15 protein-coding genes and 1 pseudogene are annotated in these 13636 nt (G+C 66.0%); 2 read left to right on the top strand and 14 right to left on the bottom strand.

Annotation, left to right across the window (positions count from 1 at the left end; all coding sequences use genetic code 11):
• Positions 1 to 71 precede the first annotated feature (71 nt).
• Positions 72 to 356 carry a hypothetical protein gene (locus ACS5Q1_RS32430; RefSeq protein ID WP_203443527.1) on the top strand — a complete coding sequence of 95 codons (285 nt, stop codon included), beginning with the start codon at positions 72 to 74 and terminating at the stop codon, positions 354 to 356.
• 90 nt (positions 357 to 446) lie between these two features.
• Here ACS5Q1_RS32430 and ACS5Q1_RS32425 read toward each other — a convergent pair whose 3' ends face one another.
• The 11 genes from ACS5Q1_RS32425 to cueR all read right to left on the bottom strand — a co-directional run bounded on the left by ACS5Q1_RS32425 (position 447) and on the right by cueR (position 10160).
• Positions 447 to 2837 carry a heavy metal translocating P-type ATPase gene (locus ACS5Q1_RS32425; protein WP_473102072.1) on the bottom strand — a complete coding sequence of 797 codons (2391 nt, stop codon included), beginning with the start codon at positions 2835 to 2837 and terminating at the stop codon, positions 447 to 449.
• A gap of 104 nt (positions 2838 to 2941) precedes the next feature.
• Positions 2942 to 3232 (bottom strand): copper-binding protein, encoded by a 291-nt coding sequence (locus tag ACS5Q1_RS32420; protein ID WP_473102071.1) that lies wholly within the window; start codon positions 3230 to 3232, stop codon positions 2942 to 2944.
• A gap of 44 nt (positions 3233 to 3276) precedes the next feature.
• Positions 3277 to 3768, bottom strand: coding sequence for a cupredoxin domain-containing protein (locus ACS5Q1_RS32415; RefSeq protein WP_473102070.1), 492 nt, complete (start codon positions 3766 to 3768; stop codon positions 3277 to 3279).
• Positions 3769 to 3800: 32 nt separating this feature from the next.
• Positions 3801 to 5213: a multicopper oxidase family protein gene (locus ACS5Q1_RS32410; protein WP_473102069.1), complete on the bottom strand. Its 1413-nt coding sequence runs from the start codon at positions 5211 to 5213 to the stop codon at positions 3801 to 3803.
• A 15-nt stretch (positions 5214 to 5228) separates the two neighbouring features.
• On the bottom strand, positions 5229 to 6734 hold the full coding sequence (locus tag ACS5Q1_RS32405) for a TolC family protein (RefSeq protein WP_473102068.1): 1506 nt from the start codon (positions 6732 to 6734) through the stop codon (positions 5229 to 5231).
• Between the two features lie 3 nt (positions 6735 to 6737).
• Entirely contained in the window at positions 6738 to 6995 is a 258-nt protein-coding gene (locus ACS5Q1_RS32400; protein WP_473102067.1) for a hypothetical protein, read from the bottom strand.
• Positions 6996 to 7197: 202 nt separating this feature from the next.
• Positions 7198 to 7596, bottom strand: coding sequence for a hypothetical protein (locus ACS5Q1_RS32395; RefSeq protein WP_473102066.1), 399 nt, complete (start codon positions 7594 to 7596; stop codon positions 7198 to 7200).
• A 77-nt stretch (positions 7597 to 7673) separates the two neighbouring features.
• On the bottom strand, positions 7674 to 7886 hold the full coding sequence (locus ACS5Q1_RS32390; protein WP_473102065.1) for a heavy-metal-associated domain-containing protein: 213 nt from the start codon (positions 7884 to 7886) through the stop codon (positions 7674 to 7676).
• Between the two features lie 212 nt (positions 7887 to 8098).
• A complete protein-coding gene (locus tag ACS5Q1_RS32385) occupies positions 8099 to 9070 on the bottom strand; it encodes an adenylate/guanylate cyclase domain-containing protein (protein ID WP_473102064.1) in 972 nt (323 codons plus the stop codon).
• On the bottom strand, positions 9010 to 9462 hold the full coding sequence (locus ACS5Q1_RS32380) for a hypothetical protein (protein WP_473102063.1): 453 nt from the start codon (positions 9460 to 9462) through the stop codon (positions 9010 to 9012). Before ACS5Q1_RS32380 ends, ACS5Q1_RS32385 begins: the two co-directional genes overlap by 61 nt.
• A 209-nt stretch (positions 9463 to 9671) precedes the next feature.
• The gene (gene cueR / locus ACS5Q1_RS32375; protein WP_473102062.1) at positions 9672 to 10160 is read right to left on the bottom strand and encodes a Cu(I)-responsive transcriptional regulator; all 489 of its coding nucleotides are present in this window, start codon (positions 10158 to 10160) and stop codon (positions 9672 to 9674) included.
• Positions 10161 to 10316: 156 nt separating this feature from the next.
• On the opposite strand from cueR, the gene ACS5Q1_RS32370 reads away from it, so the two are divergent.
• Positions 10317 to 10667: a cyclic nucleotide-binding domain-containing protein gene (locus ACS5Q1_RS32370; protein WP_473102061.1), complete on the top strand. Its 351-nt coding sequence runs from the start codon at positions 10317 to 10319 to the stop codon at positions 10665 to 10667.
• A 199-nt stretch (positions 10668 to 10866) separates the two neighbouring features.
• Here the strand turns inward: ACS5Q1_RS32370 and ACS5Q1_RS32365 are convergent, their stop codons facing one another.
• The 3 genes and pseudogenes from ACS5Q1_RS32365 to ACS5Q1_RS32355 all read right to left on the bottom strand — a co-directional run.
• On the bottom strand, positions 10867 to 11505 hold the full coding sequence (locus ACS5Q1_RS32365) for a hypothetical protein (RefSeq protein WP_473102060.1): 639 nt from the start codon (positions 11503 to 11505) through the stop codon (positions 10867 to 10869).
• 30 nt (positions 11506 to 11535) lie between these two features.
• Positions 11536 to 12930, bottom strand: coding sequence for a selenium-binding family protein (locus ACS5Q1_RS32360; protein WP_473102059.1), 1395 nt, complete (start codon positions 12928 to 12930; stop codon positions 11536 to 11538).
• A gap of 509 nt (positions 12931 to 13439) precedes the next feature.
• Positions 13440 to 13636 (bottom strand): annotated as a pseudogene (locus ACS5Q1_RS32355) (IS1595 family transposase); the annotation flags it as partial.

Below are 13636 nucleotides of genomic sequence, written 5' to 3'. Positions count from 1 at the left end.
GCGGTCTCTCGCATCGTGGCTTATGACATGTGCCGGTTCACTATCCTACTCAAGCATAGGAGGAAGCAGTGATGAGGAGCGTGCTGATATTCCTTACCCTTGCCGCGGTCGCGGCACCTGCAACCGCCCAGGTCGGGCCACCCACCTCCCAGCGGACATGCTCGGCCAACCGACAGCTTGTCATGCGGGAAGGCGCGGTCGTCCTCGATACTGGACCCTCCACCTACGCTCGTTTCGTCAGGAGCGGCGCCGAATGCACCGTCGACCAGTTCCCTGAGCCTGCGTGGGTTCCAAGCTCCAACAACCCGCAATGCTTCATCGGCTATCGATGCAGGGACGGATCCGACGATTTCTGATGACACCGAGCCGATCCGGCCCCGGGATCGAGGGGCAGGCCAACAGCAGCAGGCCGGGCAAGGCTCCATCGAGCCCGCCCGGCTTGGCCGTCAGAGCCGCACCGTCCGAAGCCGGATCGCGTTGCCGATCACGCTGACCGAGGACAGCGCCATGGCGGCCGCCGCGATGATCGGCGACAGCAGGATGCCGAAGAGCGGGTACAGTACGCCGGCCGCCACCGGCACGCCGAGCGCGTTGTAGATGAAGGCGAAGAACAGGTTCTGGCGGATGTTGCGCATCGTGGCGTGCGACAGCCGCCGTGCCCGCACGATCCCGGTCAGGTCGCCCTTGACCAGGGTCACGCCCGCGCTCTCCATTGCCACGTCGGTGCCGGTGCCCATGGCGATGCCGACATCCGCGGCCGCCAGCGCCGGCGCGTCGTTGACCCCGTCGCCGGCCATGGCGACGACCCGGCCCGCACGTTTGAACTTGTTGACCACGGCGCTTTTCTGGTCGGGCAGAACCTCGGCTTCGACCTCGTCGATCCCGAGCCGACGGGCTACCGCCTTCGCGGTGGTCCAGTTGTCGCCGGTCAGCATTACGACGTGCACGCCCTCGGCCTTCAAGGCGGCGAGGGCTTCCGGAGTCGAGGGCTTTACCGGGTCGGCGATGGCGATGGCGCCGGCCACCTTCCCATCGATGCCGGCGAAGATCGCCGTCGCGCCGTCCTCCCGCAGCCTGTCGGCCTGCTCCGCCAAGGGAGCCACATCGATGCCGTGCTCGGCCAGGAATGCCTTATTGCCAAGGGCGATGCGCCGACCCTCGACGGTGCCGAGCGCACCTTTGCCCGTGGGCGAGTCGAAGTCGGTGACGGGCGCGGTGGCGACGCCCCGCTTCTCGGCCGCGGCGACGATCGCGACCGCGAGAGGATGCTCGCTCGCCCGCTCGACGCTGGCGGACAGGCGCAGGACGTCGGCCTCGGTGAAGCCGGGGGCGGGCACGATGGCGGTGACGGCCGGCTTGCCCTCGGTGAGGGTCCCGGTCTTGTCGACCACGAGGGTGTCGACCTTCTCCATGTGCTCGAGCGCCTCGGCGTTCTTGATCAGCACGCCGGCCTGCGCTCCGCGTCCGACGCCGACCATGATCGACATCGGCGTGGCCAGCCCGAGCGCGCAGGGGCAGGCGATGATCAGCACCGCCACGGCGGCCACGAGGCCGTAGGAGAGTCGCGGCTCGGGCCCCCAGATCGCCCATGCGATGAAGGCCAGCACCGCCACCCCGATCACGGCCGGCACGAAGTATCCCGAGACCTGATCGGCCAGGCGCTGGATCGGGGCACGGCTGCGCTGGGCCTCGGCCACGAGTTGGACGATCTGCGACAGCATGGTGTCGCGCCCGACCTTCTGGGCCTCGATGACGAGACCGCCCGACTGGTTCATAGTGCCGCCGATCGCCTTGCCACCGACTTCCTTGGTGACCGGCATCGACTCGCCGGTGACCATGGACTCGTCGACAGCGCTGCGGCCCTCGACGACCACGCCGTCCACCGGCACCTTCTCGCCCGGCCGCACACGCAAGCGGTCGCCCACCTGCACGGCGTCGAGCTGGACCTCCTGCTCCGTGCCGTCGGGTATGAGCTTGCGGGCCGTCTTCGGCGCGAGGTCGAGCAGGGCCCGGATGGCACCGCTCGTCGTCTCGCGGGCCCGCAGTTCGAGCACCTGTCCCAGCAGGACCAGCACCGTGATGACGGAGGCCGCCTCGAAATAGACCGCAACGGCGCCGTCATGACCGCGGAAGGCCGCCGGGAAGATGTCGGGCGCCAGCGTCGCGACCATGCTGTAGACCCACGCCACGCCGGTGCCCATGGCAATCAGTGTGAACATGTTCAGGTTGCGCGTGACGAGGGATTGCCAGCCGCGCACGAAGAACGGCCACCCGGCCCAGAGCACGACCGGGGTCGCGAGCAGCATCTGGATCCAGTTCGAGGTCTGCTGACTGATGTAGTGGCTGAGGCCTGTCAGGTGGCCGCCCATCTCCAGCGCGACCACCGGCAGGCTCAGGCCGAGGCCGATCCAGAAGCGGCGCGTCATATCCACGAGCTCGTGGCTCGGACCGGTCTCTGCCGTTGCCAGCACGGGTTCGAGCGCCATGCCGCAGATCGGGCAGGAGCCCGGCCCCACCTGCCGGATCTGGGGGTGCATCGGGCAGGTGTAGATCGTGCCCTCGGGCACGGGTTCAGCCTTCCGCGCCGTTGCCGGCTCGACGTACTTCGCGGGTTCGGCCATGAACTTCGACTGGCAGCCTGCGGAGCAGAAGTAATACGGCTTGCCCTCGTACTGGGCCCGGTGCTGGGTCGCATGCGGATCCACCATCATGCCGCAGACCGGGTCCTTCACCTTGCCGGCATCCGTCGCAGGATCATGGTGATGTCCCGCGTGGGCGCCATGGTCGTGATGGTGCTCATGGCTTTCGTGGCCCTTGGTGGTTGGGGTGTCGGTCATGGCTGTTCTCCACTGACGCTTACAGGCAGTGCGGCTACCTTGAGGCTTCCCATCATGAGAAGGTCAAGCGACCGGAACCCGACCGGTCGCCTGTCGCCCCGCTCCTACTTGCCCTTCTGGATCCTGACGACGCTGATCTGGCCGTTCACGCGGTCGGCGGTGAACTGGACCTTGTCGCCGGCCTTCAGGCCCTTGAGCAGGGCCGGGTCCTGGGCGCGGAACACCATGGTCATGGCTTCCATGTCCAAGTTCTTGATCGGGCCGTGGTCGATCGTGATCTTGCCTTGCGCGGTGTCGACCTTCTCGACCGTGCCGGTGACCGTCGGCAGGCCCTGCGCGAGGGCTGCGCCGGAAAGGCTCAGGGCGGCGATCAGGCTAATGGCGATACGCTTCATAGGGAACTCCTTTTCGGATCTTGATGACGAGGGGATTGGTGCCGTCACTTGACGACGACGGTGCCGTGCATGCCGGACTCGTAGTGGCCCGGGATCAGGCAGGCGAACTCGAAGGTGCCGGGCTTGGTGAAGCGCCAGACGATCTCGTTGGAGCCTTTCGGGGTGAGCCGCTTCCCGTTCGGGTCGTCGTGCTCCATGTCCGGGTTCTTCTGCATCTGGACCTTGTGCTTGGCGTTGTTCTCGATCGAGTCGAGCATGAACTCGTGATCCACTTGGCCGTGGTTCCTGAGCACGAACTTCACCTGCTCGCCGCGCTTGATCTCCACCTTGTTGGGCTCGAACAGCATCTTCGCGTCGTCGGTCTCCTTCATGGTGACCTCGATCGTGCGGGCGACGGGCTTCTTCGGGTCGCCCGGCTCGCCGGCCGCGAAGGACTTGTGGCTGTGTCCGGGCTCGCCGGGACCGGCAAGCGCAAGCCCGACGGAGAGCGCCAGCGCCGCTGCGGCGCCCATGAGGGCCAAAGTGCGTGTCTTCATCGATTGCTCCTGTTGCATCCGTTGTGTCGGAATCAGTGATTGTCGTGGCCGCCGGCCGCGCGGACCGGGCGCTTGCGCGGGTCGACGGCGCGGAATTCCGTCGCTTTCACGCCGCTGTCGGGCGGGATCGCGCGGGCGGGTTCGGCGAGCTTCTCGCCCGTCCACTCGTAGGCGACCGTGCCCTCCGGATGCTTGTACCAGCCGGGATCCTTGTAGTCGTCGGCCGCCAGGCCGGGACGGACCTTCACGACCGAGAACATGCCGCCCATCTCGACGGGACCGAACTGGGCGAAGCCCGTCATCATCGGCAGCGTGTTGTCGGGGAGTGGCATCTCCATCGAGCCCATCTCGCCCATGCCGGCCGAGCCCATCGGCATGTAGCCTGGAGCGACCTTCTTGATCGCCGCTGCGGTCTTCTTCATGTTGACGCCGATATAGGTCTTCACGTCGTGGCCCATGGCGTTCATGGTGTGATGCGACTTGTGGCAGTGGATCGCCCAGTCGCCCGGGGCGTCGGCCACGAACTCGAACGCACGCATCTGACCGACCGCGACGTCGACGGAGACCTCCGGCCACTGCGCCGCCTCCGGCACCCAGCCGCCGTCCGTGCCCGTGACCTTGAAGTCGTAGCCGTGCATGTGGATCGGGTGGTTGGTCATGGTCAGGTTGCCGAACCGGATCCGCACCTTGTCGCCCTGACGCACCACCAGCGGGTCGATGCCGGGGAACACGCGCGAGTTCCAGCACCAGAGATTGAAGTCGAGCATCGTGTTGACCTTCGGCACGTAAGACCCGGCCTCGATGTCGAAGGCGTTGAGCAGGAAGACAAAGTCGCGGTCGACGCAGCGCTCCGCTGGATCACGCGGGTGCACGACGAAGAAGCCCATCATACCCATCGCCATCTGCACCATCTCGTCGGAGTGCGGATGGTACATGAAGGTGCCGGACTTCTGGCAGATGAACTCGTACACGAAGGTCTTGCCCGGTGGGATGTGCGGCTGGGTCAGGCCGCCGACGCCGTCCATGCCGTTGGGCAGGAGTTGGCCGTGCCAGTGCACCGCCGTGTTCTCCGGCAGCCTGTTGGTGACGAAGATGCGCACCTTGTCGCCCTCGACCGCCTCGATGGTCGGGCCCGGCGACTGGCCGTTGTAGCCCCACAAATGCGCCTTCATGCCGGGCGCGAGCTCACGCACGACGGGCTCGGCGACGAGATGGAACTCCTTCCAGTCGCCGTTCTGGCGCCAGGGGAGGGTCCAGCCGTTGAGAGTGACCACGGGTTGGTAGTCCGGCCCGCTCTTCGGATAGAGCGGCGGCTGCATCGTGGCCTCGGTCATGGTCGGCGCCTCGGGCAGGCTCGCCGCCTGTGTGCGTCCGCTGATCATGGAGGCGCCTGCAAGGGCTAGGCCTCCGGCGCCGAGGAAGTTCCTGCGCGATAGGTCGGTCATTGGGTCTCTCCCTGGTCAGTGCCCGCCGCCACCGCCGCCAGCGGCGGCAGTCACGGTTTCTCCGCCCCCTTCACTGCCGTTCCCGGCACCGCCGCCAACGAGGGCGGTCTTGAGGTCGGTGGCGGCGATCCAGAAGTCGCGGCGGGCGTTGATGGCGTCGACGTTGCTGAGGATGCGGGTGCGCGCGTCGATAATGAGCTGGCTCACGTCGACGAGCATGCCGCTGTATTGAAGGGTTGCCTCGTCCTGGATCCGCTTCTGCAACGGCAGGACGCGGCCCTGGTAGTGGCGGGCGAGGTCATAGTGGCCGCGGTAGCGCAAGTACGCCTCGCGCGCCTCGGAGCGGACGTTGACGGCCCGCTCCGCCAAGCGGTTGGCCGCGGCCATGTAGGTCTCCTGCGCATTGCGGACGCCCACCGCGCCGAAGTCGAAGATCGGGATCGTGAACTCGACCTCCAGCCCGCGCCGCTTGATCCTTTCGCTCTCGACCACGGTCTGGCCGCCCTCGGTGAAGACGGACGTCGTGCGCTCGTAGCTGGAGAGGCCGGCGAGCTCGATGTCGGTCACCAAGCGGGTGGCGTTGGTCAGACCGTATTGCCCTGCGACGGCATTCAGGTCATGGCGTAGCGCCTGGAGGTCGACACGCCGTTCGAGTGCCCGACGCTCGATGTCCTGGGCCGAGGCGATGCGGGCAGGCAGGGGTGGCAGTGAGTTCGGCAGGCGGAAGTCGATGTCCCGGCCCCACAGCCCGAGCTGGCGGATCAGGCGCTCGCGGGCGACCTTCTGCTCAATCCGCGCACGGGCAAGCTGCGCGCCGAGTTCCTGGTAGAAGGCATGCTCGCGGGCCTGTTCCAGTTTGTTGAGGGCGCCGCTCTCCCCGAGCTGCTTGGCGAGCTCCGAAGCGGTTTCCGCCGTCCCGAGCGCCTGCTGCATGAAGGCGACCTGCTGGTTGGCCGCGATGGCTCGGTAGTATTCCCGGCGTGTGTCGGCGGCTAGCCGCAGCACGGCCTCGGCGGTGCGGAACTGGGCGGCGCGGAATCGCTGTTCGGCGACCGCCGTCCGGGCCGGCAGCGTGGCGAGCTCGAATAGCCCGATCAGGATCTGGCGTTCGATCTCCAGCTCCAGGCTGCCGCCGAGGCGGGACAGGGCCACCGTCGGGTTCGGAGGGAGACTCGTGCGGACGTATTCAGCCTCGGAGACGCCGAGGTCGTTGAACGCCGCTTGCAGGCCGCGGTTCTTGAGCAGGGCGATCTGGACGGCGCTGTCCGCGGTCAGGGGGCGCCTGAGGAGGGCTTCGGCCTGCTGCTGCGTCGCAAGCGCATCGGCCTCGCTGGCGACCTTCACGACGTCCTTGTTCAGTTCCGCGTAAGCGACCGTTTGCGCGCTCGACAGCCCGCCGTCGGCCGAGAACGAGACGCAGCCGCCCAGCATCAGGGTGGCGGTGACGCTCCCGAGCAGCCGCAGCCTGCGCGCCGGCCCCGCATGTTCCTTGTCGATCATTGTTTTCGTGTCCTTGCGCATGGGTCACCGGCCCCTGCGGGCGGCATCGTCGCTGTCGTCGCGTTCGGAATCGGCCCCGGGGGCGACGCGTCGGTTGAGCTCCCGCCAGTCGAGGGGATTGACGACGTCGTATCCACGCACGTCCGCGGTGACGGAGGAGTAGGCCGGCGGGCGGGCGCCCATAGCAGGATCAGCCGCCGCGACGAGATAGGAGGGGTGTTCGGAAGGTACGCAGCCAGCCAGGCCGAGGCCGAGCGCCGCGAATGAAATGAGCTTCAACATAGGATCCGTCTCCCGGCGGACCTCCGCGACAGGGTCGATGTCAGGATTGCGGCAGGGACGGCATATGTCCGTCCCCCATCACGGGCCTGGCGTTCTAATCACTGCGGCGGGAGGATGACCGGTTCGAGCTTCAAGTCGGGCAGGGCTGGCCTTGGAACGTAGCCATGCCGATGCGTGCGGGCGTCACTCGCCCGCGCCTGGGTCAGACGGTTCGTGGGGGCCTGTCGAGGCCGCCTGCGGTGATGCCCTCGACCTGCTCGTCGCCGGGCAATACAACGGGGATCGTGGACATCGCAGGAGAGGAGAGGTCGGGAAACGCGCTGGCCTGGAAGGCGTGACAGGTGCCCATGCTGCAACAAACGGGGCCGGAGCAATCGTGCGAGCTCTCGTCGTGATCGGCCACAGCGCCCAGGTCGGCGTCGTGAGACGGGACCTGGTCAGGATGCTCGTGATCCCTGTCTAAAGCGGCATGGGTGTGCCCCGCATCGGCTGTCACTGCGTGCGGATGCCCGGCTGACGCGGCCGCCTGCGGCACGGAGATCGGGAAGATCGCCATGGTAATCGCAAGCAGAGCAACGATGATGGTGCCCATCAGCCGCAAGGGGGAAACGCTCCTGTTCGTCGTGACCGGATTTGTGTCATGGAGGTTTGGATTCGACAAGATTCGGCCCATCGGATTCACCCGAGAGGCAGGAGGATCGGCTCAGCCGCATAGCCGGCCTCCTGCAGGGCGCGCAGGAGGGCGGACTCGAAGCGTGTCGAGATGACACGGAGGGTTCGGGCCGGGATATCAGCCGTGATGCGCACTGTTTGGTCGATGTCCCGCAGGGCCCGGACCACGAAGCCCAGGCAGCCTCCGCACTTCAGGTCGGGCACGTGGAAAAGATGCATGGTCGGGATCTCGATTCGCTTAAGGTGAGATCGGTCTGGGCCTTCCCACGGTGGCAAGGTCAAGCCGAGGTTTCTTGCGCCATCGGAGAGGAGCGCGAATACCAGGCCGCTCGCACCGGAGCCCGGTAGGGACTGAGCACGACCGCCGCCGCCGACCGTAGCGGAAGCGGATGCTTGCAACGCTTTCCGCCCGCCTTTCCTGAGGTGTCCGCTTATCCGCACCATATGTCGATGGGGGCACTGCGGCCTCTCAGGTTGCGAGGGCCAATGGACCGAAAGGCGTCGACGACGGACAGGTCACCTGTGGCCTCGCGAGCCCTTGCCATGAAGGCCTCGCTGGCGACGATTCCGCAGTCCAGCTCACGCGTGATGCCCTGGAGGCGGCTGGCCGTGTTGACCGTGTCGCCGACGACCGTGAACGCCATCGAGCGCTCGGAACCGATGTCGCCCATGACGACCGGACCGTAGTGAAGGCCGATCCCGATGACATCCTGGCCGCTGCGCGCACGCTCGTCGTTCCACCGCTCGACCTCGGCCAGCATGGCCCGGGCGCAGGCAAGTGCCCGGACGGCGTCGTCCGAAGCGGGATCGGGAACCCCGAAGGTGACCAGAAGGGCGTCGCCGATGAACTTGTCCAGGGTGCCGCCGTGCGCGAAGACGATGCTCTCCATCCGGGCATGGAATCCGCGCAGGAGGTGCATGACCTCCTCGGGAGCAAGCCGCTCGGAAAGCGTCGTGAAGCCCTTGATGTCCGCGAAGAGCACGGCCACCTCCTGCCGCCGGTCCCCGCCGAACGGTTGGTCGGAACGGGCAAGCCGCTCCACGACCCGGGGCGAGAAGTAGCGGGCGAGGTTGGCTTGCCGACGCTCGGCGCTGGCACGGGTGAGCGCCAGGCGGCGTGAGCGTTCGACCGCCGCCGTGAGCGCCGCCGCCACCAGAAGCAGCACGAGGGCTTCGGAGTACCAGTGCCCGATATGCACGAAGGCAAGATTGCGAAACGCTTCGACGGAGTTCGCGACGATGCTGCCCGACATGCTCGGAACGCCAATGCGGATGTCGGGGTCAAGGAAGGCAACGGCGAGGGGAATGGACCAGCCCAGCACCGCACAAACCCCGGACCACATCAGCAGGAGGGGATCGAGAGCAAAGGTGCGCAGGGCCAACAGGAACACGAACCAGAGCACCAGGCCCCCTTGAGGGTCACGGTGATCGGGATCGTACCTTCGAGCCAGGGATTGGGCAGGGCCAGGACGACGCCAAGGATCACGCTGTCGAGCAGGGCGAACGCCATGGCGATGCCGCGCGGATGGCGGTGTCGCTTCAGGATCGCGAACTCGGCCAAACCGGAGGCGAGGACGGCTCCCACGGCCGCGAGGTTGAACACGGCGGCCCAGCCGACATGGAACAGGTCGTGCCCGAGCCAAACGAAGGCCACCGCGAGAAGCACGATGCGGACCTTGGCGGCGAGGCGCAGCCCTTCCTGCTCCTCGAGGCGCAGAGAGGCGGCCACGCGATCCGGCAAGGGCGCGGCTCCGAATGTGCCCAGGAATGGCACCGCAACGCCTAGATTGATCATGATGGCGTCCTCACCTCATTCGCCTCCGGAAGCACCCTGGATGGTACCTGAAGGCTGGGGCGTTCGTTCAGTTGTCGCGAGGCGAAACCATCGTTTGTATGGCGGGAAAGGCCCCCCGAGCGACGCGAAGTCCTGGCTAGCGCATCGTGCGGACCCGAAGGGCCGCGTCAGCGAAACGTGGACCCGGTTTTCCGTATCCATCCGATGCTCTAGTTGCGCACCGTCTTCTGCGCCGTCGTTCGACGTGCGGAGCGGAGGCCGACAGACCCGAAGTGCGGGGTCGAGCGGATATCGAGCAATTCCGTTTCATGGCCAGTCCGAAGCCCCTCGATGATCGGGCATTCAGGGCGACCATCCCCTTGGCAATGGTCGGCGAGATGGCTGAGGGTTGCGGCCATCTCCTGCAACTCGCGCGCCTCCCGCTCCAGGACCTCGACATGTTCGAGGGCGATCCGCTTCACGTCCGTGCTCGCCCGGTCCCGGTCCCGCCACAGCGCGACGAGTTCCGTGATCCGCTCGACGGAGAAGCCGAGGTCGCGGGCGCGGCGGATGAAGCCGAGGGTGGCGACGTCGTTTCCCGAGTACACCCGGTACCCGGCCTCGGTCCGGACGGTCTTCGGGATCAGCCCGATGGACTCATAGTAGCGGATCATCTTGGCCGAGACGCCCGATGCTGCAGCCGCTTGTCCGATGTTCATGGCCTGCCCTCCTGCCTTGCGGTGACGATCCCCATCGCTCCCGTTTTGGTTTAATCCTTCCCATCATGGGAAGGTCAAGCGGCCAAAGCCCCGGATGACGCACCTTCGTAATCGCGAGGGTCGCCCGGCTGCCGGAACTATTGCTAACATGCCGGCATGACCGCTTTGGACTGGATTCCAGACACCCTTCGCCACTCGGCAACGCGACGTTCGCTCAGTGTGGGCGAGACCCTATTCCTGCGAGAGGACCACCCGCTCGGCCTGTACCTCCTGGAAGCCGGTGAGGTCCGCCTGACCCGCTCGGATCCGGAGGGCCGGGAGGTGATCCTCTTCCGGGCGCACCGTGACGATCGCGAATCTCACCGACGCCACACGGCCGTCATCGGGGCGACACAGGCGGCGCTTCGGGCCGCCCACCTGAAGTACCATCTTGCCACGGTGGAGATCCTGACCGCGGAGCAGGTTCGGCGGTATGGCGAATTGCGGGGCTACGTCCGTGTTCAATAGGACATCACAGCGGAGCATTGCGCACCGAGTGCTGAGGAGGTCGGGAATTGGCACTTCCATGAAGGAGCCGAATGTGCGCTCACGCGGGAGCACCAGACATTCCGGAATGACATGCGAACTTCACCGCCTGACCGCAGGCGCCCGATCGCATCCATGCATGCGATGCGTTTCGCTAGTGAGGCCTGCCGGGATCTTAACGTCACCCTGCCACGAGGATGACGCCACCTACGAGTAAGGCAACGCTCCAGAGAATATCCATGTTGATCCAGCCCCGCCTCAGAAATGCGAGCCCTTGGTCATAGACGATCAGGCTGACAGCTCCGATCACCGCCAGCATCGCCCCCGTGTGAACAGCGAGCGCCACAAATGAAATCGGAACTGAGGTCAAGGCAGTAAGTTCGCCGCCCATGCCGGGAGAAACGCACAGCGACAGGAGTGCGGGGATCAGCATGAAGCCGGCCCCGTGAGCACTGGCTATCATGAAAGACCATAAGGCCAGACCGGCCAAGCCGGTTTGCATCCCGATCCGGAGAGGGGGGCGATGGCCGGCGAGAGTATGTGTGGCCGCCCAGGCGATCAGGAGGATTCCGGCGCCGCGGCCGAGGAACGTCGCATCGACGACCGTTCCGAAGACGATCACCGCCAGCAGAACAGCGCCCACCGCTACAGCATGGCCGAGGGCGATAGGCGCCAGGGCGAGAACCACAAGGCCCCGGCTCTGACGGTGCAGGCCGAGCGCGACGGCAAACAGCCAGCCCATGACGGGATTCAGGCCATGGAACGCGCCGAGCCCCGCAAGAACCACCCAGGGCCAGAGTGTGGAGGAGAGCGTGTTCATCCTCATTCACCGGATCGGCAGGGACCGCCGTCAGGGATAACAGTAGGAGTCGGATGAGCAGTCACCGCCCTCAAGCCGGACCTGATGAGGCCGATGCCCCTTGGGCCATTCGATGAAGAAATCCTCGTCGAACGCGATGCCGCCCTCCGGATCCGCATTCAGCTTCACCATCCAGCCCTCGAAGCCGCGGTGGTAGAACTGCTGATCGATGGGACCGTAGAGCGAATTGGTGAAATACACCCGCCGTCCGTCCCGGCTGATCTCGACCATCTGCGGCCCTCCCGTCAGGTGCCCATTCTGTGCCTTGGGATGAGAGGCACGGGACACGATCCCGCCAATCCGCACCGTGCCGGTGAGCTTGGGGTTCAACGGGTCGGAGACGTCGTATTGCTGGAGATCGCCCGTGCCCCAGCACGACACGTAGAGGAAACGGTCATCCATGGACAGGTCGATGTCGGTCACGAGCGGCGGCACCGCACCGAATCCCTTCAGCATATCCGGCAGGCCATCCGGGCTCGCGGGTTCGGCCGGGATGGTGATGATCTTCTTGACGGCCCAGTGATCGCCCTCGCGGTACCAGGTCCAGATCGAGGAGGAGAGATCCTTCAGGCTGATCACGCAGTTGACGAACCCATGTGCCTTCGTCGGATCGTGCGCCGGGCGCAGTTCAAATATGAGCTGATGCTCTTCGCCGAAGTCGATCTCCTGCAGATGCTTGCGTTTCAGCAGATCCCAGAAATGCAGGCGGCGGCCGTATTTCGAACCCAGCAGGATTTCCGGCACGAGGCCGTTCTCGAAGGTGTCGGGCGTGCCCCATTCGCTGGTCACCAGCGTGTCATAGCCGAGATGCCACCAGCCGTCATAGGCGAGCTGCTGCGATCCGCGGTCGACCTCCCAGCGTCCGAGCGGCTCGAAACTCTCGTGGTCCATGACGAAGATGCCGCCAGGCGCCTTGCCTTCGGCATTGCCAAGGGCCGTGACGTAAATACCGTCGGGCCCGCAATGAACCGTGTGTGGCCGGGTGTAGCCGGTCCGCTCGGCGATTACCTCGGGCTCGATCACCTTCACGATGGTGGGGTTGCGCGGATCGGGCTTGGTGTCGAGGATATGAATCCGGGACGAGCGCAGCCCCGGCACGACAAGATAGCGCCGCTCCACGTGAGGATGGGGCATGTTGGGACAGAGGCAGGACGAGCACGCATTCCAGCCGAAATGGTGCAGTTCGTCGCCCGTATTCGGCATGGCCACCGAGCCGACGATCGTGGCATAGGAAGGGGAGGCCGGGTCGAGGTCGACGACCGCGATGCCGTCGGGCTGTTGCCGGTCCGGATCGAACATGGCCACGTAGGCCAGCGTCTCGGGCGGAGCTTTTTCGGCCAGGCGTGGAGAAGGATAGAAACTGGGATCTGGCTGCCAACGCGTCACGACACCCTCCCTGATCGCCCCCTGGGCCGACGGCAAGTGTCTTATCCTTGTGCTGATGTCGGCAGTATATCGCATCCTCCAGGGTGTGTCGCCCCAACCATGATGGCGGATCCGCCGAATGCGAACTTCTGCGGCTGGCACATGGCTGAAATACGCCGAATGTCCGCTCACGTGGCAAGCACCGGACATTCGGAAAAGTCGGAACGTCGCTGCCCGATCCCGAAGGGGCCACGCCCCTGTTCGGTTGCCCTCAATGGAACGGCGCCGAACGCAACGGGCGTTGCAGCTGCCTCTGGCAGGTTAGCGGATCCTGGCCCGACCCACCGGCACGAGGTCGATGTGAGCCGGATTCGGCTTGTGGTCCAGCATGGCCCCGTTTGCGGCATCCAGGACGAGACCAAGTGATCCGCCGGGCAGGATCGCGTTACAAGCGCCGCATCCTCGCAACACCCTCGCCGTCATCCCCGGACTTGTTCCGGGAATTTCCCGAGCATCCATGGTCGGCATTATCAACCAAAGACAGCTACCTTTGAGACGAGGTTGATCCCGCCGTCCTTCGATCGGCGCATCTCGCGTCCCACCGCGGAGCGGAAAACGGCTGGAAGTTGGAGTGCAGGCGGTATTCTCGCCCACAACGTCTTGGTCACCGGCCGTCCTTTGCGTGTGCGTCGCGGCGCCTGGCCTGTGACGACACGCTGCGACCAGC

This window comes from Microvirga sp. GN3, assembly GCF_055792825.1.
Note: the sequence above shows the minus strand (reverse complement) of the source record. Positions and strands in the feature narration are given on the sequence as shown.